This is a genomic window from Empedobacter sp. UBA5924 (assembly GCF_002431085.1).
Classification (GTDB): Bacteria; Bacteroidota; Bacteroidia; order Flavobacteriales; family Weeksellaceae; genus Empedobacter; species Empedobacter falsenii_B.
The window spans coordinates 1-21,493 of record NZ_DJDM01000044.1 but is presented as its reverse complement, the minus strand read 5'-3'; the positions used below and the strand labels follow the sequence as shown (position 1 = coordinate 21,493).

The 21,493-nt window shown below is 30.6% G+C and carries 21 protein-coding genes; 15 read left to right on the top strand and 6 right to left on the bottom strand.

Annotated elements, in window-relative coordinates:
- Positions 1-75 precede the first annotated feature (75 nt).
- Entirely contained in the window at positions 76-1,137 is a 1,062-nt protein-coding gene (locus B3792_RS12205; RefSeq protein WP_125350144.1) for a glycosyltransferase family 4 protein, read from the bottom strand.
- A gap of 128 nt (positions 1,138-1,265) precedes the next feature.
- Here B3792_RS12205 and B3792_RS12200 point away from each other — a divergent pair, with 128 nt between their 5' ends.
- The gene (locus B3792_RS12200; RefSeq protein ID WP_286496133.1) at positions 1,266-2,048 is read left to right on the top strand and encodes a lipopolysaccharide kinase InaA family protein; all 783 of its coding nucleotides are present in this window, start codon (positions 1,266-1,268) and stop codon (positions 2,046-2,048) included.
- Positions 2,049-2,084: 36 nt separating this feature from the next.
- On the opposite strand, the gene B3792_RS12195 is transcribed toward B3792_RS12200, so the two are convergent.
- The 5 genes from B3792_RS12195 to B3792_RS12175 form a co-directional block, all read right to left on the bottom strand.
- The gene (locus tag B3792_RS12195; RefSeq protein WP_286496132.1) at positions 2,085-2,990 is read right to left on the bottom strand and encodes a GYDIA family GHMP kinase; all 906 of its coding nucleotides are present in this window, start codon (positions 2,988-2,990) and stop codon (positions 2,085-2,087) included.
- 5 nt (positions 2,991-2,995) lie between these two features.
- On the bottom strand, positions 2,996-3,874 hold the full coding sequence (gene fabD / locus B3792_RS12190; RefSeq protein ID WP_114999826.1) for an ACP S-malonyltransferase: 879 nt from the start codon (positions 3,872-3,874) through the stop codon (positions 2,996-2,998).
- Between the two features lie 53 nt (positions 3,875-3,927).
- Entirely contained in the window at positions 3,928-4,701 is a 774-nt protein-coding gene (locus B3792_RS12185) for a glycosyltransferase family 2 protein (RefSeq protein WP_286496131.1), read from the bottom strand.
- Between the two features lie 48 nt (positions 4,702-4,749).
- Positions 4,750-5,814, bottom strand: a complete 1,065-nt coding sequence (locus tag B3792_RS12180; protein WP_286496130.1) for a glycosyltransferase family 9 protein — start codon at positions 5,812-5,814, stop codon at positions 4,750-4,752.
- A 102-nt stretch (positions 5,815-5,916) separates the two neighbouring features.
- The gene (locus B3792_RS12175) at positions 5,917-6,732 is read right to left on the bottom strand and encodes a 2,3,4,5-tetrahydropyridine-2,6-dicarboxylate N-succinyltransferase (RefSeq protein WP_125350148.1); all 816 of its coding nucleotides are present in this window, start codon (positions 6,730-6,732) and stop codon (positions 5,917-5,919) included.
- A gap of 91 nt (positions 6,733-6,823) precedes the next feature.
- On the opposite strand from B3792_RS12175, the gene ruvX reads away from it, so the two are divergent.
- The 14 genes from ruvX (at position 6,824) to B3792_RS12105 (ending at position 20,995) form a co-directional block, all read left to right on the top strand.
- Positions 6,824-7,237 carry a Holliday junction resolvase RuvX gene (ruvX, locus tag B3792_RS12170; protein WP_038333513.1) on the top strand — a complete coding sequence of 138 codons (414 nt, stop codon included), beginning with the start codon at positions 6,824-6,826 and terminating at the stop codon, positions 7,235-7,237.
- A gap of 44 nt (positions 7,238-7,281) precedes the next feature.
- A complete protein-coding gene (gene def, locus B3792_RS12165; RefSeq protein WP_114999818.1) occupies positions 7,282-7,857 on the top strand; it encodes a peptide deformylase in 576 nt (191 codons plus the stop codon).
- A 20-nt stretch (positions 7,858-7,877) separates the two neighbouring features.
- The gene (locus B3792_RS12160) at positions 7,878-8,474 is read left to right on the top strand and encodes a DUF5606 domain-containing protein (protein WP_038333500.1); all 597 of its coding nucleotides are present in this window, start codon (positions 7,878-7,880) and stop codon (positions 8,472-8,474) included.
- Between the two features lie 6 nt (positions 8,475-8,480).
- On the top strand, positions 8,481-9,245 hold the full coding sequence (gene mazG / locus B3792_RS12155; RefSeq protein WP_114999814.1) for a nucleoside triphosphate pyrophosphohydrolase: 765 nt from the start codon (positions 8,481-8,483) through the stop codon (positions 9,243-9,245).
- Between the two features lie 338 nt (positions 9,246-9,583).
- Positions 9,584-11,575, top strand: a complete 1,992-nt coding sequence (gene uvrB, locus B3792_RS12150) for an excinuclease ABC subunit UvrB (protein WP_286496129.1) — start codon at positions 9,584-9,586, stop codon at positions 11,573-11,575.
- A 21-nt stretch (positions 11,576-11,596) separates the two neighbouring features.
- The gene (locus B3792_RS12145) at positions 11,597-12,415 is read left to right on the top strand and encodes a DUF4846 domain-containing protein (RefSeq protein ID WP_286496128.1); all 819 of its coding nucleotides are present in this window, start codon (positions 11,597-11,599) and stop codon (positions 12,413-12,415) included.
- Between the two features lie 85 nt (positions 12,416-12,500).
- A complete protein-coding gene (locus B3792_RS12140) occupies positions 12,501-13,661 on the top strand; it encodes a cysteine desulfurase family protein (RefSeq protein ID WP_291069719.1) in 1,161 nt (386 codons plus the stop codon).
- Positions 13,661-14,185 carry a CvpA family protein gene (locus tag B3792_RS12135; protein WP_291069717.1) on the top strand — a complete coding sequence of 175 codons (525 nt, stop codon included), beginning with the start codon at positions 13,661-13,663 and terminating at the stop codon, positions 14,183-14,185. Before B3792_RS12140 ends, B3792_RS12135 begins: the two co-directional genes overlap by 1 nt.
- A 111-nt stretch (positions 14,186-14,296) precedes the next feature.
- Entirely contained in the window at positions 14,297-14,782 is a 486-nt protein-coding gene (locus B3792_RS12130) for an ecotin family protein (RefSeq protein WP_291069715.1), read from the top strand.
- 112 nt (positions 14,783-14,894) lie between these two features.
- Entirely contained in the window at positions 14,895-16,271 is a 1,377-nt protein-coding gene (gene rmuC, locus B3792_RS12125) for a DNA recombination protein RmuC (protein ID WP_291069713.1), read from the top strand.
- A gap of 31 nt (positions 16,272-16,302) precedes the next feature.
- Complete coding sequence (locus B3792_RS12120) at positions 16,303-17,241, top strand: hypothetical protein (RefSeq protein ID WP_038333483.1); 939 nt, start codon at positions 16,303-16,305, stop codon at positions 17,239-17,241.
- 76 nt (positions 17,242-17,317) lie between these two features.
- Positions 17,318-18,298, top strand: a complete 981-nt coding sequence (locus tag B3792_RS12115; RefSeq protein WP_280062449.1) for a hypothetical protein — start codon at positions 17,318-17,320, stop codon at positions 18,296-18,298.
- 107 nt (positions 18,299-18,405) lie between these two features.
- Complete coding sequence (lysS, locus tag B3792_RS12110; protein ID WP_291069710.1) at positions 18,406-20,106, top strand: lysine--tRNA ligase; 1,701 nt, start codon at positions 18,406-18,408, stop codon at positions 20,104-20,106.
- Between the two features lie 163 nt (positions 20,107-20,269).
- Positions 20,270-20,995, top strand: coding sequence for a hypothetical protein (locus B3792_RS12105; protein WP_291069708.1), 726 nt, complete (start codon positions 20,270-20,272; stop codon positions 20,993-20,995).
- The last annotated feature ends 498 nt before the right edge of the window (positions 20,996-21,493 follow it).

The window sequence follows — 21,493 nt, the reverse complement described above, 5'->3', positions numbered from 1 at the left end:
TTGAGTGCAAAGGTATTATAGGAAAGTTGAATGAAGTCGATTTTCTTCGAAATATTATTTATCGCAAAATAGATTTTAGATTTCATAGACCTTTAGATATTCATTTGCCGCTTTATCCCAACTAAAACTTCCAGCTCTTTTGATATAAGCTTCTATAAAATAATCTGAATTTTGATTGTATTGATTTAACGCATCTTCCACTACATTTTTCATATATTCTGGTTCAAAATCATTCCAATAAAACGCATCTTTTCCACCAATTTCTGGTAAAGACGTTTTATCAGATAAAATAATTGGTTTTCCAAAGCTCATCGCTTCTAAGGGAGGCAAACCAAAACCTTCTCCAGTTGATGGAAATAAGAACGCTTCGCAATTTTGCATATAAAATTGCTTTGCTCGTTCAGAAACTTTACCTGATAAAAAAACTTGGTTTTCTAATTTTTCTTTAGCAATTAAATCTTTTATTTTTTGACCATAGGCATTCGTACAATTCCCAGAAATAATCAAATTAAAATCTGGTAAAAATTTCATCATTTTTACAAGTGATTCAAAATTTTTCTTTTCAAGAAAAGCTCCAATCGTATAAAAATAAGGTTTTGAAATATCTAATGGAGATTGAAAATCATCACAATTTATAATTTCTGAAATTGAATTTCCATTATAAATTATTGTATTTTCTATTCCCGAAATATCAAAATATTGCATAGTTTGTTTCTTTGCATATTCAGAAATAAATGTGATAACATCTACTCGCTTAATCTTTTCTTTAAAATATTTAATGTGATTTGGACTATAATCAAGCGAATTTTCTTCCATAAAATTAACATCATGAATCGTCAAAACATATTTTTTTGGTTTATGACAAGGTTCAACTTTTATATTTTGATTTAAGGAGTGCCAAACATCATACTTTTCACGCGTTCTGAAAAACGGATTGCGCATTAAACTATAATATTTTTTATAATGAAATTTAGTACCAAATTCAGTCCTTAAATCTTCAGGTTTTTTGTAAAGTAAATAAATTTGATCATCAAAATTTAATTTCGAAAGAGCTTTAATCAATTCGTAATTAAAAACTCCGAAACCAGTTGCACGATTCTTTAGATTATGAGATTCTAAAAGAATTTTTTTTACCATAAGTTAGGTTCTAAAATTTTTAAAAAACTTGTTTTAAGTTGTCCTTATTTTCAACAAAAATAGACATATCTTTGACAGATTAAAATGAAATATAGATTTTTTCTATATTAATTATAATATTTTGAAAAATGACACAGAAAATTGTCGTAAATAATAATTATCAAACTACGCAAACTGAAATCAAATCCATTATTGACAATTTTGACTTGATTGACGATTATATTGCAAAAGGCACAAGAAATTCTATCAAAAAAAAGACATTAAAATCGGGTAAAATTGCTACGATTAAATCATTCAAAATTCCGAATATTGTCAATAAATTTGTATATCGATTTTTCAGAAAATCAAAAGCTGAACGATCATTCTTATATGCTAATAAATTAATTGATTTAGGTTTTAAAACACCTACTCCAATCGCATATGTCGAAAATTTTAATACAATCTCATTTTTAAAAAGTTATTATTTTTGTGAATTAGTTACATCTGAAATAACTTTTAGAGAATTAGTTTTAGATATTAATTATTCAAATCGAAATGAAATCTTGAAACAATTTACAAAATTCACATTTGATTTGCATGAAGCTGGAATTGAATTTTTGGATCATTCTCCTGGAAATACTTTAATTAAGCAAGTTGGAGAAAATCAATATGAGTTTTATTTGGTTGATTTAAATCGCATGAATTTTCATAATTCAATGAGTTTTGATATTCGAATGAAAAATTTTTCTCGTCTAACTCCTCAAAAAGAAATGATAGAAATTATGGGAAAAGAATATGCGAAACTTATTAATAAACCAGAACAAGAAGTTATTAAAGAAATGTGGAATAAAACACAAGAATTCCAGCAAAAATTTCAAACAAAACAAGCTCGAAAAAAGAAATTAAAAGCCATGATTGGTAAAAAACAATAACAAAAAAGCAGATTTAAAATTAAATCTGCTTTTTTGTTATTTTATCATTTCAGAAAACGGAATAATAATCTCATATCCTTTTTCTTTAAAATAATCGTTCATTCCTTCTCTATACGTCACTAAAACAAAATCTCCGCCCCAAGCTCCGAGGCTTTTTACAGCTCCTAAATAATCAGGAAAATGCAATTCTTTGACTTGCGAAATTTGCATAAAATCTCCTAATCGTTCTTGATATTCATCTAAAATAGATTCTAAATCAGTTAAATTCTCAACTTTAGTTGCTTGAACAACCAAATCAGAAAGCTCTTGAATCATTTTCCAATCTTTTGATTTGTTCTTATAATGATTTCCAACAACGGCTTGTGTATCTTGCTTTTGATTAAGATAAACAAAATAAAGTTGATCTTTAAAATTCCAATTCAATTCTAAATCTTCTACTTCGATAGGATTATTCGAAAACAAAATGGGCTGATGATGATGCGCACATGCAATATCATAACCACTTGTATTGAAGGTTAATTGATTTAATTCAAACGGATTTATTTCTATCCATTGACTAATCAAATCAATCAAAGTCGAACTACTTCCCAGTCCCCATTCTTGCGGATATTCTAACTTCGTTAAACATTGATAACTGTTATTAGAATCAAAAAAATCAGGATTTAAAATTTTAGCTTGTTTTAAAATATTTTGTAATGATTGACTTAATTTATCATTTGTAGACGAAATTATTTCTAAATCATTCAATCTAACTTTAGTTTCAAACCAAATAGAATTATCAAATTTAGTTGCTTTCCAAGTGATTAAATTTTCTATTTCTGATGAATTTTCCACAAACAAACATTGCCCATATTTTGTGGGCAATGCAAATGCTTTCGCCCCATCAATCACAATATATTCCCCGATAAGGAATAATTTTCCATTGGAACGGTATGTTTTCATTTCGTTTAGATTTGTGCCGAAGAAGTTGAGACCTCTCTGTTTATTTTTTTCACTAAACCTTGTAAAGTATTTCCTGGTCCAACCTCAATAAATTCACTCGCACCATCAGCAATCATATTTTGAACAGATTGCGTCCATTTTACTGGAGCAGTTAATTGAGCAATCAAGTTTTTCTTAATTTCAGCAGGATCTGTAACAGCTGTTGTGCTTACATTTTGATAAACTGGACAAATTGGAGTATTGAATGTTGTTTCTTCAATAGCTTGTGCTAATTCTTCTTCAGCAGGTTTCATTAAAGGTGAGTGAAAAGCTCCTCCTACTGGTAAAACTAATGCTCGTTTTGCACCTAACTCTTTCAGTTTTTCGCATGCTACATTAACCGCTTCAATTTCTCCAGAAATCACTAACTGACCTGGACAATTGTAATTTGCAGCCACTACAACTCCATCAATTTCTGCACAAGCATCTTCTACAATTTTATCTTCTAACCCTAAGATTGCAGCCATTGTAGATGGATTAGCTTCACATGCAGCTTGCATTGCTAAAGCACGTTTGTAAACTAATTTTAATCCAGATTCAAAGTCTAAAGTTCCATTTGCAACTAAAGCAGAAATTTCTCCTAAAGAATGTCCTGCAACCATTTCTGGTTTAAAATCTGGTAAAATTTTCGCTAAAATAACAGAATGTAAAAAAACTGCTGGTTGCGTAACTTTTGTTTGTTTTAGGTCTTCAGCAGAACCTTCAAACATAATTGATTTTATATCAAATCCTAAGATTTCGTTTGCTTTGTCAAATAATTCTTTTGCGATTTCAGAATTTTCGTACAAGTCTTTACCCATTCCAGAGAATTGAGCGCCTTGTCCTGGAAAAACATATGCTTTCATTGTATTATTTTTAATGTATGACAAATGTATAATAAAATCTCAAACTTCTTTATTTAACCTAAGTTTTGATTTTCTTTTCTATAAATTTCGTCCAAATATTTATAACGATTTGCAACAGAAATTGCATGTAGTTTTGCAATTGTATAACCATCTTTTCCATCTAAAAAACCAAATCTCACCACAAAATAATTGAAAAAACGATAAGCAGGCTTTATGGTATAATGATAAAATGATGGTTTCAAATTTTTGAGACGAAGTTCTTGTGCTCGTAAGCGAGAATAACTATTAAGTTTATCTAAATAATATTCTTCATCAATAAACGTATGATGTTTCACTTTTTGTTCCAAATCACCTACTGCCCCATCACATTCTAATAATTCATGAACCATCAAACCATCTTTATATCTACATTTAGATTTTCTAAAAAGACGAACAGCTCTCACATTTTGCTGACCAGAAAATTCTATTTTCTTATTCTTAAAATAAAATGAATGATAAGCCATAAAAGCTACATCCTGTAAATTTGAATTTACTTTCTTTATTAATTCTTCTTTTAATTCAGATGAAAGTTCTTCATCTGCATCAAAAAAAGTGACCCAATCATTTTTTGCCAAAGAAAGTGTATAATTTCGTTGATTTGTGAAATTATCAAACTTGCGTTTTACAAACTTTACTTTTGGATTTTGGAATGCAATTTCTTCCGTTTTGTCTGTACTATATGAATCTACAATTATTATTTCATCTGCATAACTAGCCTCATCAAGAAATCTTTTGATGTTTTTTTCTTCGTTAAGTGTAATTAGTAGAGCAGAAATTTTAGTAGACATTCTCTATAGTAATCTAATTTTATAAATAGAAACTCAAAATTTCTGTTTTTATTTTATTAATGGTGATAAGAAATATTCTAACTTTTCTTTAAACAAATCGAAATCAAAGATTGAATAAAATTCATCAACTTGTTTTTTTATTTGACGATTGTTTAAATCTCCAAGTTTTTCAGGAAAATAATCTTTTAAATGAACACTTGTGTGATGAATTCCATCTTCGAAAGTTGCCCAAACTTTTTTATCAATCCAAGGAGAAAAAATAATAAACGATTTTTTCCCTAAAGCCTTGGACATATTAATTGCTCCTCCATCATTTCCTACAATCACATCACATTCGTTTGCAATTGCAATAAACTCGCGCAAATCATTACCCAACAATTCAAAATAAACTTTCGATTTGGTTTCATCAGATAATTGATTATATACTTCTTTTGCTTGCGATAATTGTTTCGGAAAATAATTGAATAAAATATTGACATTATAATGTTGACCAATAAAATCAACCATTTTTGCCATTTGATTCAACGGATAAGTTTTTGAAGGATCAGAACCAAGTAAACTAATCATAACTGATTTACGAGTAGAATCAACTTGATGTTTTTCAAATAAATCTTTCGCAAAGTTTATTTCTTCTTCTGTTAAATACAATTTCGGTTCTGTTGCCAAAGGAATTTCAATTCCTAAAGGCTTCAATAAAGACAAACGATGTTCGATTGCTAAACCTAAATATGAATTTGGTTCGTCATGTTTTTCTACATTATCTGTATACAAAAACGTTCTTCCAATCTTTTTGTACGATATTTTTTTTGGTGCATTATTGATAAAAACATCTACCCAACTCTGTAATTTTGAGTAAGCATCAATTACAATATCATATCTATTTTGATTAACTTTTTTCGAGAATTTAATCAAATTCATCAAGCCTTTGTTTTCTTTTTCATCGAAAACAATTTTATGATCGATGTATGGATTATTCTCTAAAACAGGCAAAGTATTACTATTGATTAAATAATCAACAATAGCATTTGGATAAGCTCTTTTGATATTTTCGCACAACAATGATGTGATTAAAACATCGCCTATCATCTTGTGTTGGATAATCAAAATTTTCATAAAACATAGTTATAAAGCAAAACTACTAAAATATGTTTGATTCGAAAATAAAAAATCCTCAACAAAACTGCTGAGGATTATATTTTATAAAATTTATTCTACTTAAACCGCCACATTATGCTCGCGTAATGCATCGTTTAATGAAGTTTTTTTATCTGTAGACTCTTTACGAGTTCCGATGATCAAAGCACACGGAACTTGGTATTCACCTGCAGCAAATTTCTTTGTATAAGAACCTGGAATTACAACTGAACGAGCAGGAACATAACCTTTAATTTCTACTGGTTCGTCACCTGTTACATCAATAATTTTAGTAGATGCTGTCAACACAACATTTGCTCCTAAAACCGCTTCTTTACCTACACGAACTCCTTCTACAACGATACAACGAGATCCGATAAACGCATTATCTTCAATAATTACTGGCGCAGCTTGCAATGGCTCTAAAACTCCACCGATTCCTACACCACCAGATAAATGAACATTTTTACCAATTTGTGCACAAGAACCTACAGTAGCCCAAGTATCAACCATTGTTCCTTCGTCCACATACGCACCAATATTTACATAAGAAGGCATTAAAATAACTCCCGAAGAAATATACGCACCATAGCGGGCAACAGCATTTGGAACAACACGAATTCCTTTTTCAGCATAGTTACGTTTCAATTCCATTTTATCATGGTATTCAAAAATTCCTGCTTCTAAAGTTTCCATTTTCTGAATTGGGAAATACATTACAACTGCTTTTTTCACCCATTCGTTTACTTGCCAATCTTCTCCAACTGGTTCTGCACAACGTAATTGTCCGTTATCGATTAACTCAATTACTTCACGAATTGCAATTTGTGTTGACTCTTCTTGTAACAATTCTCTATTGTCCCAAGCTTTTTCTATGATTTGTTTTAAATTCTCCATCTTTATTAATAATAGCCACAAATATAAAAATTATAATCAAGGGATTTCATAGAGATTATTTATTATTGAATCGTTTTTTTAAATTTGCCAAATGTCACGAATATTAGCGTTAGATTACGGAGGAAAAAGAACAGGCGTTGCCGTAACCGATGAATTGCAAATTATAGCTTCGCCAGTTGATACAATTGATACATCAAAATTGATGGATTTCTTGAAACAATATATCGAGAAAGAAAACGTTTCTGACCTTGTAGTTGGATTATCTGTTCGTTTTTCAGGAGAATTAAATGAGATTGAAAATCAAATTCAACCTTTTTTGAAAAAATTTTCTGAACAATTTCCGTTGATTAAAATTCATCGTGAAAATGAGATGTTTACCTCAAAAATGGCTTCTCAAGCAATGTTTGCTGGAGGAATGAAAAAGAAAAAACGTCAAGAAAAAGGAATGGTCGATAAAGTGAGTGCCGTAATAATTTTACAATCATTTTTATCACATAAACTATAACAAATTGTATCTTTGCCGTTAAATTAATAAAAAAAGATCAGAAAATGGTATTACCAGTTGTAGCTTACGGAGATCCTGTCTTGCGTAAAGTTTCACAAGAAATCGATCAAGATTATAAAAATTTACAAGAACTGATCCAAAATATGTTCGATACAATGTATGACTCTAACGGAGTTGGTATCGCAGCGCCTCAGATCGGGAAAGATATACGTTTATTTGTTGTTGATTGCTCGCCTTTCGAAGAAGATGAAGATTATGATGATGTAAAAGATGAATTAAAAGATTTCAAACGAGTTTTCATCAATCCAAAAAAAATCAGTAGTTCTGAAGGTGATGAATGGGCTTTTACAGAAGGATGTTTGAGTATTCCTCACATTCACGAAGATGTAACACGTCCAGAATCGGTAACTTTAGAATATTTTGATGAAAATTGGGTGAAACATACCGAAACTTTTTCGGATATTCGCGCTCGAGTTATTCAACACGAATACGATCATTTGGAAGGAAAGCTTTTTATTGACTATATTTCGAGCTTTAAAAAGAAATTAATAAGTAATAAATTAAAAAATATAACAAAAGGGAAAGTAAACACGAGTTACAAAATGAAATTCCCTTCATAGACCCTTAAACATAATAGAATATGGATTTATCAAGAGTTATCGCAATTTCAGGAAAACCAGGATTATACCGTTTAGTTTCTCAAACAAGAGGTGGTTTTGTTGTTGAAGATTTAGAAAAAGGTAAAAAAATCTCAATCGCTTCTAACTACAATGTTAGTTTATTAGACAACGTTGCTATTTACGGAGTATCACAAGAATTTCCTTTGGCTGAAGTTTTCTTCAGAATTTACAAAAAAGAAAACGGAGGAGAAACGATCGATTACAAAACTTCTGGTGCAGAATTGCGTAAATATATGGAAGAAGTTTTACCAGAATATGACGATTCAAGAGTTTATGATTCTGATTTGAAAAAATTATTCCAATGGTATAATATCTTACACAAAAACGGATTATTAAACATCGACTTAGCTGCTGTAGAAGCTGCAATGGCTGCTCAACAAGCACAAGAAGCTCCTGTTGCTGAAGTAGAAGCTACAGAAGAAGTTGTTGTGGAAGAAAAACCAAAAAAGAAAGCTCCTGCTAAAAAGGCTGCTGACAAAAAAGACGCTGAAGAAAAACCTGCTAAAAAAACTGCTGCTAAAAAAACAACAGCAAAAAAAGATAAAGACGCTGAATAATTAGAGATGAATACACGTAAAGATCAATTACAGGCTTTCGAAAGATTGTTGGATATAATGGATGAATTACGTGAAAAATGTCCGTGGGATCGTAAACAAACAATGGAAACGTTGCGTACGTTATCTATCGAAGAAATTTATGAACTTTCGGATGCCATCATCGAAAAAGATTCGGATGAAATAAAAAAAGAACTAGGTGATGTTTTTCTTCACCTAGTTTTTTATTCTAAAATCGCATCAGAACAAAACAACTTCGATGTTGCTGATGTTTTAAATGGTATTTGTGACAAATTAATTCATCGTCATCCACATATTTACGGCGATGTAGAAGCAAATACAGAAGAAAAGGTGCTTCAAAATTGGGAACAAATCAAACTAAAAGAAGGTAACAAATCTGTACTTTCTGGCGTTCCTACTTCTCTCCCAGCAATGGTAAAAGCTTACCGAATTCAAGACAAAGTAAAAGGTGTTGGATTTGAATTTGAAAATTCTGATCAAGTTTTTGATAAAATTATCGAGGAAATTAATGAATTCAAAGAAGAACAAAATCCAACAGATAAAGAGATGGAATTTGGTGACATTTTATTTTCTTTGATTAATTATGGACGATTTAATGGCATCAATTCTGAAGATGCTTTAGAAAGATCGAACAAAAAATTTATCACACGTTTTCAGAAATTAGAAGAAATCGCGAAAGAAAATGGTCAAAACATAGCTGATTTAACCATTTCCGAATTAGATAAATTATGGAATTTAGCGAAAATTCGCTAGTGTAAACTTAACACTATAAAGTTTATTCAAATCAACGAAAACGTTGTAATCAGACGTTTTAACACTATTATAAATAACTTTTATCGACACCAATAAAACAAAGTATTACAAATTATTGTGCACGCACAGAAAACCGACATATATTTGCAATGGTTATAGCGGGCAATAGCTTGTAATAATGGAAGGAAGTTTGTTTACTAAGTAAACAGTTTTCTCATTTTTTTGTGGTTTTGATGAAAAGGTGACTTAAAGTCGCCTTTTTATTTTTTATCAACTTCTATGTAAAATCACAATTCATAACAATCCTTTTTTATCTGAATAATTTGTAAATTTGTAGAATGCAGTTTCAATTAAATTCTGAATTCAAGCCAACTGGTGATCAACCAAAAGCTATTGAAGAATTATCAAATGGTATTCTAAATAATGATCGTTATCAAACACTTTTGGGTGTTACAGGTTCTGGTAAAACATTTACAATCGCGAATGTTGTACAAGATGTGCAACGTCCAACTTTAGTTTTGGCACATAACAAAACGTTGGCGGCACAGTTGTATATGGAATTCAAAGAATTTTTTCCGAATAATGCAGTCGAATATTTCGTTTCTTACTATGATTATTATCAACCAGAAGCTTACATTCCTTCATCAGGAACCTATATTGAGAAAGATTTATCAATTAATGAAGAAATTGAAAAGCTTCGTTTAAGTACAACTTCCTCCCTACTTTCTGGTCGTCGCGATATTTTGGTTGTGGCTTCAGTTTCGTGTTTATATGGTATTGGAAATCCAACAGAATTTCATAAAAATGTGATTCAGATTGAAACGGGGCAAATTATCTCGAGAACAGCTTTTTTGCATAAATTAGTCCAAGCTTTATATTCGAGAACAGAAGGTATTTTTCAACGCGGAAATTTTAGAATTAAAGGAGATACATTAGATATTTTCCCTGCTTATGCGGATGATGGAATCAGAATTAATTTCTTTGGTGATGAAATCGAAGAAATCTCAGTTTTCAATGTAGAAACAGGTAAAACTTCAACTAAATTAGATAAAATTAATATTTATCCAGCCAATCTTTTTGTTACTTCTAAAGACACTTTAAATGGTGCAATTGCTGATATTCAGATCGATTTGGGTAAACAAGTTGAATATTATCATGAAATCGGAAAACATCTCGAAGCAAAACGTTTGCAAGAACGTACTGAATTCGATTTGGAAATGATCAAAGAATTGGGATATTGTTCTGGAATCGAGAATTATTCGAGATACTTAGACGGTCGCGAACCAGGAACTCGTCCATTCTGTTTGTTAGATTATTTCCCAGAAGATTATTTGATGGTGATTGATGAGTCGCACGTTACAGTTTCTCAAGTTCATGCAATGTATGGTGGAGACCGCTCGCGCAAGGAGAATTTAGTAGAATATGGTTTCCGACTTCCAGCTGCAATGGACAATCGTCCGTTAAAATTCGAAGAATTTGAAGCTTTACAAAATCAAGTGATTTATGTTTCAGCAACACCTGCGAATTATGAATTAGAAAAATCGGAAGGAGTTGTTGTAGAGCAAGTCATTCGTCCAACAGGATTATTAGATCCAATTATTGAAATTCGTCCAACACAAAATCAAGTCGATGATTTGATGGAAGAAATCAATAAACGAGTAGAGTTAGACGAACGTGTTTTGGTCACTACTTTAACGAAACGAATGGCGGAAGAGTTAACGAAATATTTGACAAAATATGGCGTTCGATGTCGTTATATTCATTCTGATGTGGATACATTAGAACGTGTTCAGATTATGGCTGATTTACGCGCTGGATTATTTGATGTTTTGGTTGGAGTTAATCTTTTGAGAGAAGGTTTAGATTTACCTGAAGTTTCTCTAGTAGCAATTTTGGATGCTGATAAAGAAGGTTTTTTAAGAAGTCATCGTTCTTTAACGCAAACGGTTGGTCGTGCTGCTCGTAACGTGAATGGTTTGGCGATTATGTACGCAGATAGAATTACAGATAGTATGCAATTAACGATTGATGAAACAAATCGTCGTCGTGAAATTCAAATGAAATACAACAAAGATCACAATAAAGTTCCGCAAGCTTTAAACAAAAAAATAACGAAACTAAGTTTAGCTGCAGCAGATTTTGAAGAAAATCCTTACGAACAAAAACATTTGATTCAACAAGCAGCAGAGATTAATGAAAATTATTCGACAGAAGATAAAGAGAAATTGGTACAAAAATTGCAGAAAGAAATGGAAAATGCTGCAAAAAATTTAGATTTTATAAAAGCAGCCGAATTAAGAGATCAAATTCAACTCTTAACCAAAGAATAGCACGTTTTTTTCAACATTTCAATGAAAATTTTTAAGAATACATTTTTTTTAACTCTATCGTTTTTTACCATTTTATCATCTTGTAACACACAGATTTTAAAATCATCTTCAAATAATGAATTGCTTGAAAATGAAGAAAGTAGTTTAGTTCATACACGTGAATTAAAGATTTTCAAGAGATTTGATACACCTCCAAATTATGAAAGGAATCAAAATTATACAGATTTTGGTAAATGGATAAATAACCTTCCGCTCAAAAACAATAATACAGCTGTTTATTCTTTTGATGGTCAAAAAAAATCTAATCCAAATATATATGTAGGAGTTTTAGATTTAGAACAACCCAAAAAAAATGTACAGTTTAATGCAAATGCGATGATGAGTTTGCGTTTAGAGTATTTCTTCCGTTCGAAAAAATACAATGAAATAGATAAATTGTCTAAAATTTCTACAAAGCCAATTCCTTACACTGACTATGTAAAAGGAGATTATTCTCATACGAAATACATGCAATATTTGATCTATTATTTAGAAAATACAAATTCAAATACAATTGCTGAATTATTAAAACCAATCTCTATCAAAGAGATTCAAATTGGCGATGTATTTTTTCAAAAGGGAAATATAAAAAGTCATGCTGTAATGGTAATTGATTTAGCGAAAGATAAAAATGGGAATAATATATTCATTTTGGCTCAAAGTTATTATCCAAGTCAAGACATTCATATTCTTTCTAATCCAAGCAACGATTTAATCTCACCATGGTATATTGCAAAAGAAGGCATACTTCTTACACCTGAGTGGAGATTTTTGTCTTCGGACTTGATGCGTTTTAAATAGCATTTTACTTTTTCAATCCTTACATTTTACTTAAATTTGTTGTTCAAAACCTCAAAGTAAACAACAATACAGTAAATAATCGATAATGCAAAGAGTATATTTAGACAATGCAGCAACCACAGCAATTCGTCCAGAAGTAGTTGACGAAATGGCAATTGTGATGAAAAATGTTTTCGGAAACCCATCTTCTACCCACGTTTTTGGTAGAGAAGCCAAGGCACTTATAGAAATGGCTCGAAAGAACATTGCGCAGCGTTTGAATGTTTCTCCTGCAGAAATTTATTTTACTTCTTGCGGAACAGAATCTAACAATACGATTATACGTTCTTGTGTAAACGATTTAGATGTTACGCGTATCATTACTTCGGATATGGAGCACAAATGTGTACAAGAAAGTATCAAAGATTTAGAATATCGTGGAAAAGTTGAAGTAATCCGTATCAATATTCAGAAAAATGGAGATATTGATTATGCTCAATTAGAAGAATTGGTTAAAGATCAATCTAAAAAAACATTGGTTTCTTTGATGCATGCCAACAACGAAATTGGAAATTTAACAGATGTTAAACGTATTTCGAAATTGTGTCAAGAAAATAATACATTGTTCCACACAGATACGGTGCAAACAGTTGGTCATTACGATTTAGATTTCCAAGATTTGGGAATGGATTTCGCTTCATGCTCGGCACACAAAATTCATGGACCAAAAGGTGCTGGATTTTTATATGCAAAAAAAGCTTCTCATCTTAAAGCTTTGATTGCTGGTGGAGGACAAGAAAGAGGAATGCGTTCTGGTACTGAAAATGTATACGGAATTGTTGGACTTTCGAAAGCTTTTGATTTAGCGATTGATGAGTTAGAAGCTCATGTAAATCACATCAAAGAAATTAAACAATATACAATCGATCAATTAAAAGCAGCTATCCCAGGCGTTTCTTTCAATGGATTGTCAGATGATTTAGACAAAAGTTTGTATGCCTTATTAAGCATCAAATTACCATTTCATGATGCGTTAATCGGATTCGAATTAGAATTAGCTGGTATAGCTGTTTCACAAGGAAGTGCTTGCAGTTCTGGTGCAGCAAAAGTTTCATTAGTTATGCAAACATTGTACACAGAAGAAGAAATTGATCAAATGACGCCTTTACGCGTATCTTTTTCATACGAAACAACAAAAGAAGATATTGATACCTTAGTTGGAACATTGAAAAAAATCGCTGAAAAGCATCAATTACAAAACGCTTAATGACTAATTTCAATCAACTTGATATTCTAATTTTAATTGCGTTAGCTTTTGGTTTTATCAACGGATTTTTCAAAGGTTTTATTTCTCAATTAATTGGTTTAGTCGGTTTTTTTGTAGCAATTTGGTTAAGTTTCAAATTTTATCAAATCATCGAAGTTTATGTCGATTCATACAATATTGTTGCAGATAGCTTAACTTCTTTGGTTGCGCTAGTTATTACATTTGCAATTGCTTTTTTTACAATAAAATTAGCGTCAAGTTTAACACAAAAAACAGTAGAAGCGGTTGGTTTAGGAATTATTAATCGTTTTGGTGGAGCGGCTTTAGGATTAATAATCTCTTTACTTTTAACATCAAGTATTTTGTATTATATCGATCCAATTTTAGAATTAGGATTTAAAGAAACAAAAGACGAAAGCCAGATTTTACCAATTTTGAACGAAAGTTCTCAAGTAATCAAAAATTCTATCTTCGAAACAAAAGATAATTTAAGGACAGAATCTCAAGATTCTATTCATTTATAATCATACAAAGGCAGCTTTTTCGAGCTGTCTTTTTTCTTAACATTAATTTATCTAGTTCATTTTATAAAAGGCACAAAAATTGTCTAATGAGATAAAAACAATTAATTTAAGATGAAAAAAATTATTACTTTATCTGCAGCTTTTGCATTAGGAACTATTGCTTTTGCTCAGAATTCTGCCTACCAAGATATCAACCAATATCCTAAAGCAACAAAAACAAACGAGCAACATATTATCAATTTACCAGCCATTGTTGGAAATGATTCGCAAAACAAAAAAGTCGAAATATATGTCGGAAAATACATGGATACTGATGGTTGTAATCAATATAATTTGAATGGAAAATTAGATAAAAAAACTGTAAAAAGTTATTTAGATTATTATAATTTCACGACAAATGGAAATGTTGCTTCAACAAATATGGGTTGTTTAAATGCTAAACCTGAAAATAAATTTGTTAGCTCTCAACCATTATTGTTAGATTATAATAGCAATTTACCAATTGTTATTTACACACCAAAAGGTTATTCGGTTCAGTACAAAATTTTCACGGCTGACAATACAACCTATCAAGCACAAACAGTTAATAATTTTTAATTAAAACAATATTTCAAAAAACGATTCTTAGGAGTCGTTTTTTTATGATTTTATTTTTAATAACGACGTATTGTGTCGTATAAAATCGTTCCTTTGTTTAAATTTTAAGATTATGAACAGCGCAATCATACTTTCATCCATCCTTTTTTTTATCATTGGAGCCGTTATCAGTTTTTTATATTCAAAATCGAAAGCAAATTCTGCAATCATTGGAAATGAAATTAAATACCAAGAACTTCAAAAACAATATGATTCGTTAAAAAATGAGTTTATCGAAATAAAAGATGATGCAAATTTCAATTTGGATCAATGGCAAAAAGAGCGCGAAAAAAATACAGAATTAACGGTTCGTCATCAAGAAGCAATGAAAGCTGTAGAAGAGCAAAAATCGTTTATGCTCGAAACTAATGAACGATTAAAAGAGCAATTTGAAGCACTTTCTGCTCAAGTTTTGAAAAGTAATAACGAACAGTTTCTTGATTTAGCGAAAACAACATTGGATAAACATTTTTCTAATTCTCAAAATGATTTAGAAAAACGTCAACAAGCAATTGATTCGTTAATCAAACCATTGAATGAAAGCTTGAATAAATTTGACGGAAAAATATCCGAAATCGAAAAAGCGCGAGAAGGTGCTTATTCAGAAATTAAAGTTTTCTTAGATTCGATGCGTGGCACAACTGATAAATTGCAAAAAGAAACCAATACATTAGTTTCTGCACTTAAAACTTCGCACACAAGAGGAAAATACGGAGAAATTGGTTTGCGTCGTGTGGTTGAATTTGCTGGAATGTCATCTTTTTGTGATTTTGAAGAACAAACTTCTGTTCAGTCCGAAAATGGTTTGCTTCGCCCAGATTTAATCGTTAATCTTCCTGGAAATAGAAAAGTTATTGTCGATTCTAAAGTTCCGTTAAATCAATATATGCTTGCATTTGAAACGGAAGATGAGAATTTAAGAAAACATCATCTACAAATGCACTCAAAAGCTGTCCGCGAACATTTAAAAAATTTGAGCTCTAAGGCTTATTGGAATCAATACACAGAAGCGCCTGATTATGTGGTGATGTATTTACAAATTGAAAGTTCTTTTGGTGCTGCGTTAGAATTGGAGCGAACTTTGATAGAAGATGCACTAAACAATAGAATAATTATTGCAACACCAACTACTTTGATTACAATGCTTCGCACAATTGCGTTTAGCTGGCAACAATTAAATGTTGCGGAAAATATATATCAAATGCGAGATGCAGGGATAGAATTATACAATCGTGTGAATGTTTTGATACAACATTTGGCAACTGTTGGTCATAATCTTAACCAAGCAACCCAAAGTTACAATAAAGCTATAGGTTCACTAGAAAATCGTTTTATTCCGCAGGTTAAAAAGCTAAAAGAAATCGGTGGAACTTTGATGGAAAAAGAAATTTCGGAAACTAAGCCAATTGATACAATGATTCGTTCAATAAATAACTTGGATATTCAATAATCATTCTATATTTGTACAACTTTTAGAGAGAATGAAAACAAGCCTATTTACCTTGATTTTACTATATTCTCCTGCTATTTTTGCGCAGGTGAATTTTGAAGAAAAATCTGTACAGGTAAAACCAAATTTAGAATTAAATAAAGTATATAACTACTCATTTACAGATCGTAACTTTTCGATTTCTGTAAATGACACGGTTTCTAAAGTCATCAACCAATCAAATAAATCGATGGAATTGGTTGACAAGAATGATTTTGCCAATAAGTATACATTTGTAAATGGTAAAAATCAATCTAATGATCCTGATGAATTTTACCGCGATTTTATCAATAATTCTGAAGGAATAGAATACGAATTCACAACAAATCCTTCTGGAGAATTTTTAGAATTATTAAATGTTCCTCAGATTGAAGAAAAATTGCTTAAAATAACAGATAAACTTGGCAAACAGCGCAAAAAATCTGATGATTATAAGGCAAATATTGCGTACATCGAGGAAATGGTCAAGTCAAAAACGTATGTTCCGTATGTTTTTGAACAAGAAATTCATGTTTTCAATTATTTTAATGGACAATATTTTCGTTTAGGTGAAACGTATGAAGGAAAATCAGTACAGGAAAATATTTTTGGATTTCCTATTTCTTCAACAACAAATACTTATCTAAAAGACATCAACAAAGAAAAAGGTACTTATACAATTGCTTCTGACCAAAATTTGAGCAAAGATGATTTTGAAAAATTATGGGAAGAAATGGCGTATTATATGTTGAATGATGCTAAACTGAATTTGTCACAAGAACAGGTAAAAAAAGAAATCAAAAAATATTCAGAAACAGTTGAATTAAAAGTAAAATATGAAAATACATACGATTTGAATTCAATTTTAATCAAATCTGAATATTTATTTAGCTTAAACATTGGTTCTAAGAAAACAGTTAATCAATTAAGTATAAAACTTTTAAATGACTAAGTTTTATTTTTTAACGAATTTCAAACTTCATTTTAGATAATTTGCTCTATTTTTGAATTAGTTTGATTGCTTATAAATGAAAATTAACTTTACATATTATCTGTTTTTTCTATTTTTTTCGATAAAAATATTCGCTCAAGATCCTATTCAAGATACAATTTCACCGGTTGTTAAAAATGATACTATTTTTAATGCTCCACAGGAAACGATTATTTTCCCGAAAACATATTGGAATATTGGAAACGAGAAACGATATAATGTAACAACAAGTGAAGTGAAATTGGAAGATGACACGATTTCGCATCAAGAACAATATACTTATAACGTTATTATTCAGGTTGAAAATGTCTATCAAAATGAAACCATTGTAAAGTGGAATTTTAGAAATGTACAATTCAATTCAAAATCATTTTTAAATAATCCTTTTTCGTTAGTTAATAATGTTTCGATTTCCTTTAAAATAGACCAAGACGGACGGTTTTTGGGTTATACAGATTTAGATAAAACGATTAAACAATTGGTTTTATCATCAGAAGATTTAGAGAATAAATATTTGGATAATCCTACTGCGATTGCGTTAATAAAAAAGAATCTTCAACAGTATTCTACAGAAGAAAATATTGTTAAATTATTTGACAAAGACATTCGTCAATTTCATCATTTTTACGGAAAAAGTAATTTTACTTTAGAAAGTGCACCGTTTGTTTATCAGTCGTACATGGACAATTTATTCAGCACTTCTCCTACTCCAGCGACAACAGAATTGAAATTGAATGAGATTGGAGTTTCGCAAACCAATTACATTATGTCAAGTTTTCAGGAAGCCGATAAAGATTGGTTGGCCAATTCTTGGTACAGCTATTTGAAAGATTTGGCAACAAAATTAGGTTCTGAACAACCATCTGAAAAAAGATTGAAAGACGACATAAAATATTACGTTAAAACGACTTCGCGTATCAAAGATAACGGTTGGATTTCGTATAGTATCGAAACCAAAAAGGTGAAATTTCAAGATACGGATTACACGTTAGAGCGTCGTTTTGAGTTAGTAGACTAAAACTCGCATCAATACTGATAATTCTTACATTATTAAATCATAAAAACTTCGTGAATCAAGATTATTTTTCATAATTTTGCATTCATTTTATATAAATTATATTCACTATGCAATTGTCTGAACAAGAAATTATTCGTAGAGAAAAACTACAACAATTAAGAGACTTAGGCGTTGAGCCTTACCCTGCCGAAGAATTCGTGGTAACTTCTAATTCTAAAGAAATTAAGGAAAAGTACGAAGAAGGAAAGGTTGTCAAGCTTGCCGGACGATTGATGAGTGTTCGTGTAATGGGAAAAGCTTCTTTCGCTGAGTTACAAGATAGCGAAGGTCGTGTACAGGTTTATATCTCGAGAGATGATATTTCTTCTTCTGAAGAAGGAATTGAGTACAATACAATTTTCAAGAAATTGATGGATATCGGAGATTTTATTGGAATTGAAGGATATGAATTCAAAACTAAAGTGGGTGAAATTTCTGTTCACGTAACAAAATTAACGTTGTTATCAAAAACTTTACGTCCATTACCAATTGTAAAAACTGACGACGAAGGTCATGTATTTGATGCTTTTACAGATCCAGAATTGCGTTACCGTATGCGTTATGTAGATTTGGTTGTTAATCCTCAAGTCAAAGAAATTTTCTTAAAACGTACACGTCTTTTTACAGCAATGCGTAATTTCTTTAATGATTGTGGATACATGGAAGTAGAAACTCCTGTTTTACAATCGATTCCTGGAGGTGCAGCAGCTCGTCCATTTATTACGCATCATAACGCATTAGATATTCCATTATATTTAAGAATCGCGAACGAATTATACTTAAAAAGATTAATCGTTGGTGGTTTTGATGGTGTTTACGAATTTTCTAAAAACTTCCGTAACGAAGGAATGGATCGTACGCATAATCCAGAATTTACAGCAATGGAAATTTATGTTGCTTACAAAGATTACAACTGGATGATGGATTTCACAGAGCGATTATTAGAACATTGTGCAATTGCTGTTAATGGAACTTCTGAAACAACTTTCGGAGAACATAAAATTGATTTCAAAGCACCTTACAAACGTGTAACAATGCGTCAATCAATTATTGATTTTACAGGATTTGATATCGATGGAAAATCTGAAGCAGAATTATTTGAAGCTGCTAAAGGAATGGGGATCGAGGTTGATGAGACTATGGGTAAAGGAAAATTAATCGATGAAATTTTTGGTGAAAAATGTGAAGGAAATTACATTCAACCAACTTTCATTACAGATTATCCAAAAGAAATGTCTCCATTGACTAAAAAGCACCGTGATAATCCAGAATTAACTGAGCGTTTCGAATTAATGGTTTGTGGAAAAGAAATTGCTAACGCATATTCTGAGTTAAATGACCCAATCGATCAACGTGAGCGTTTTGAAGCACAAATGGCTTTAGCTGATAGAGGTGACGACGAAGCAATGTTTATCGACCAAGATTTCTTACGTGCATTAGAGTACGGAATGCCTCCAACATCAGGTTTAGGAATCGGAATGGATCGTTTGATTATGTTCTTAACAAATAATCCATCTATCCAAGAAGTTTTATTCTTCCCTCAAATGCGTCCAGAAAAAGCTGCACCAGCTTACGAATTGACAGAAGAAGAAACTCAGATTATTGGAATTTTAAAAGCTAACGAAAACATTGATTTGAACGAATTAAAATCCAAAGCTGCTTTAAGCGGTAAAAAATGGGACAAATCAATGAAAAATTTAGCAAAATATAACTTGACTAAAGTAACTGTAAATGGTGATACCAAAACGGTTGCATATTTAGGAGAGTAAATTATTACCCTTTCATCTATATTTTAAAAGCTCAACTTCGGTTGGGCTTTTTTTGTATGTTTAATTCTTTTTAATTCATATATTTATGATAATGAATCTGGATTGGATACAACTAAAGTATCTATGAAAGCTACTACAATTGATATTTTAATAAAAATTAATAATGAAAAAGATATTTATATTTCTATCCTTTCTATTATTGGTACTTTCAGCAGTTTATATATTATATTTAGTTCGTAAGACTTTTAATAATTATGAATTTGAATCTTATAATGAACTTTATTATAAAGTTCCACCTGTAAAGAATGCACAATTTAAATCGCTAAAATCTTTTAATTCTGACTTGTTTTCAATTGTTGACGATAAAAACTTAAAGAATATTACAGTAAATTTCGATTCCAAATCAAATAAAGTAAGGCAAGTAAATTTAAATTACACATATAATCCTAAAACAATTGATGATAAAGTAAAATCAATAATAAGGATATATAATTTAGGAGAAATTATCGAAATTAATAAAAGAATGATGAAAAAAACTTCTTTTTTTTGGAGTCCTGAAGTATATAATTTAAAAAATACTAAACATGAAGAAATGTACTTTCCAGAGGACTTCTTTGTACATAAAACGGTTGTTAATTATAATATAAAAGGAAAGTTCATAGATTCAATAGTAAATCATAAAACCAAACTTTATGCTTTAAAAGGTATTGTTGAGTTAGATATTAACAATGATTATAAACCTGATTTATTAATTGAATCAAAAAACGAAAATTCATACATGGTTACTGGTTTTATTGAGATAGACAATAATCTATTTTTTCTATATTATTTAGATAACGATTCTATTAAAAAAGTAAGTGATTTATACAAGTTAATAAATTTCAAATAATTTCATAATTAAATATAACCACAATCCATGCTATAACTAGTTCTTAGTGTTCACTAAACACTCCAACACACTCAATTTCTTTCGAGCAGAAATACAAAATAAACCATTGTTTTACTCCTAAGCGCATCGGACAATCATCGCATGCCCATCCGTGAACTCACCGATGCCTATTCGTGAACTCACCGATGCCTATCCGTGAACTCGCCGATGCCCTTGCGTGAACTAACCGACTATACCCCATAAGATTACCTTCTAAACAAGTAAGTTCTGAGAGTTATAAAGGAAGCTTCCTTTTTATTAAGAAGAAGCTTCTCGTTGACTAATTAGAAGCCTCTTATCGACTCATAGGAAGCTTCTTGTTTTGAGTTCTGAGAGTATAAGATGTTCAATACTTAATACTTAATACTTAATACTTAATACTTAATACTTAATACTTTGTACAAAAAAGTATAAACATAAAAAAAGCCTCAAGAAAATAATCTTGAGGCTTTTAATAAA

Bases quoted from the DNA above. Each gene is read 5' to 3' on its own strand.
- B3792_RS12205 (WP_125350144.1), bottom strand. From the start codon at position 1,137: ATGGTAAAAAAAATTCTTTTAGAATCTCATAATCTAAAGAATCGTGCA.
- B3792_RS12200 (WP_286496133.1), top strand. From the start codon at position 1,266: ATGACACAGAAAATTGTCGTAAATAATAATTATCAAACTACGCAAACT.
- B3792_RS12195 (WP_286496132.1), bottom strand. From the start codon at position 2,990: ATGAAAACATACCGTTCCAATGGAAAATTATTCCTTATCGGGGAATAT.
- fabD (WP_114999826.1), bottom strand. From the start codon at position 3,874: ATGAAAGCATATGTTTTTCCAGGACAAGGCGCTCAATTCTCTGGAATG.
- B3792_RS12185 (WP_286496131.1), bottom strand. From the start codon at position 4,701: ATGTCTACTAAAATTTCTGCTCTACTAATTACACTTAACGAAGAAAAA.
- B3792_RS12180 (WP_286496130.1), bottom strand. From the start codon at position 5,814: ATGAAAATTTTGATTATCCAACACAAGATGATAGGCGATGTTTTAATC.
- B3792_RS12175 (WP_125350148.1), bottom strand. From the start codon at position 6,732: ATGGAGAATTTAAAACAAATCATAGAAAAAGCTTGGGACAATAGAGAA.
- ruvX (WP_038333513.1), top strand. From the start codon at position 6,824: ATGTCACGAATATTAGCGTTAGATTACGGAGGAAAAAGAACAGGCGTT.
- def (WP_114999818.1), top strand. From the start codon at position 7,282: ATGGTATTACCAGTTGTAGCTTACGGAGATCCTGTCTTGCGTAAAGTT.
- B3792_RS12160 (WP_038333500.1), top strand. From the start codon at position 7,878: ATGGATTTATCAAGAGTTATCGCAATTTCAGGAAAACCAGGATTATAC.
- mazG (WP_114999814.1), top strand. From the start codon at position 8,481: ATGAATACACGTAAAGATCAATTACAGGCTTTCGAAAGATTGTTGGAT.
- uvrB (WP_286496129.1), top strand. From the start codon at position 9,584: ATGCAGTTTCAATTAAATTCTGAATTCAAGCCAACTGGTGATCAACCA.
- B3792_RS12145 (WP_286496128.1), top strand. From the start codon at position 11,597: ATGAAAATTTTTAAGAATACATTTTTTTTAACTCTATCGTTTTTTACC.
- B3792_RS12140 (WP_291069719.1), top strand. From the start codon at position 12,501: ATGCAAAGAGTATATTTAGACAATGCAGCAACCACAGCAATTCGTCCA.
- B3792_RS12135 (WP_291069717.1), top strand. From the start codon at position 13,661: ATGACTAATTTCAATCAACTTGATATTCTAATTTTAATTGCGTTAGCT.
- B3792_RS12130 (WP_291069715.1), top strand. From the start codon at position 14,297: ATGAAAAAAATTATTACTTTATCTGCAGCTTTTGCATTAGGAACTATT.
- rmuC (WP_291069713.1), top strand. From the start codon at position 14,895: ATGAACAGCGCAATCATACTTTCATCCATCCTTTTTTTTATCATTGGA.
- B3792_RS12120 (WP_038333483.1), top strand. From the start codon at position 16,303: ATGAAAACAAGCCTATTTACCTTGATTTTACTATATTCTCCTGCTATT.
- B3792_RS12115 (WP_280062449.1), top strand. From the start codon at position 17,318: ATGAAAATTAACTTTACATATTATCTGTTTTTTCTATTTTTTTCGATA.
- lysS (WP_291069710.1), top strand. From the start codon at position 18,406: ATGCAATTGTCTGAACAAGAAATTATTCGTAGAGAAAAACTACAACAA.
- B3792_RS12105 (WP_291069708.1), top strand. From the start codon at position 20,270: ATGAAAAAGATATTTATATTTCTATCCTTTCTATTATTGGTACTTTCA.